Origin of the sequence: Clostridium sp. AF34-10BH (assembly GCF_003478095.1) — a bacterium.
Classification (GTDB): domain Bacteria; phylum Bacillota; class Clostridia; order Lachnospirales; family Lachnospiraceae; genus Acetatifactor; species Acetatifactor acetigignens.
The window spans coordinates 1-589 of record NZ_QUEC01000082.1 but is presented as its reverse complement, the minus strand read 5'-3'; the positions used below and the strand labels follow the sequence as shown (position 1 = coordinate 589).

Genomic DNA, 589 nt, shown 5'->3' with positions numbered 1-589 from the left:
TTACGAATGACCGCTTGCGCGATTCCCGCCAACCAGTTCTTCACATCTAGCGTGATGTTACTTTAGGTTTTGTTTCGTTTTGCTTGTTTGATCTTACATCTCTGCAAGATCCCTCGGATGTCTTGTTATATCGTTTTGCAAACTTGATATAATAGATTTTAATTTCAATATTCGGTTTTCAAGGAACAAACCTGACACTAAAGTGCCAGCTCTAAGAGAATACTTCGTATTCTCCGTTCGACAAATCGGTTAGTATTTGTCGACTGGGCTTAAGTGGACTCGAACCACCGACCTCACGCTTATCAGGCGTGCGCTCTAACCGGCTGAGCTATAAGCCCATTTGTAATTTGGCAGCCACCTGCTCTCCCATACCGTCTCCAGTATAGTACCATCGGCCGCTTAGGTCTTAACCATCGTGTTCGGGATGAGAACGGGTGTGTCCCCTAAGCGCATAACCACCAGAAATTTTATTTGTGAAGATGTCTTGGCTGGTTATGCGCTTTGCGCATACGCCACCATCTTCTTTCGATTTACCTCTTTGGCAAATCAACAGTAATGCAACCCCTACTTCTTCCGTTTCCTTAGAAAG

1 tRNA gene and 1 rRNA gene are annotated in these 589 nt (G+C 44.7%); both read right to left on the bottom strand.

Going from position 1 to position 589, the window contains the following annotated elements:
• Nucleotides 1–264: 264 nt before the first annotated feature.
• A tRNA-Ile gene (locus tag DWZ61_RS19455) sits at nt 265–338 on the bottom strand.
• A gap of 7 nt (nt 339–345) precedes the next feature.
• Nucleotides 346–463: ribosomal RNA gene (rrf, locus tag DWZ61_RS19450) — 5S ribosomal RNA — on the bottom strand.
• Between the last annotated feature and the right edge of the window lie 126 nt (nt 464–589).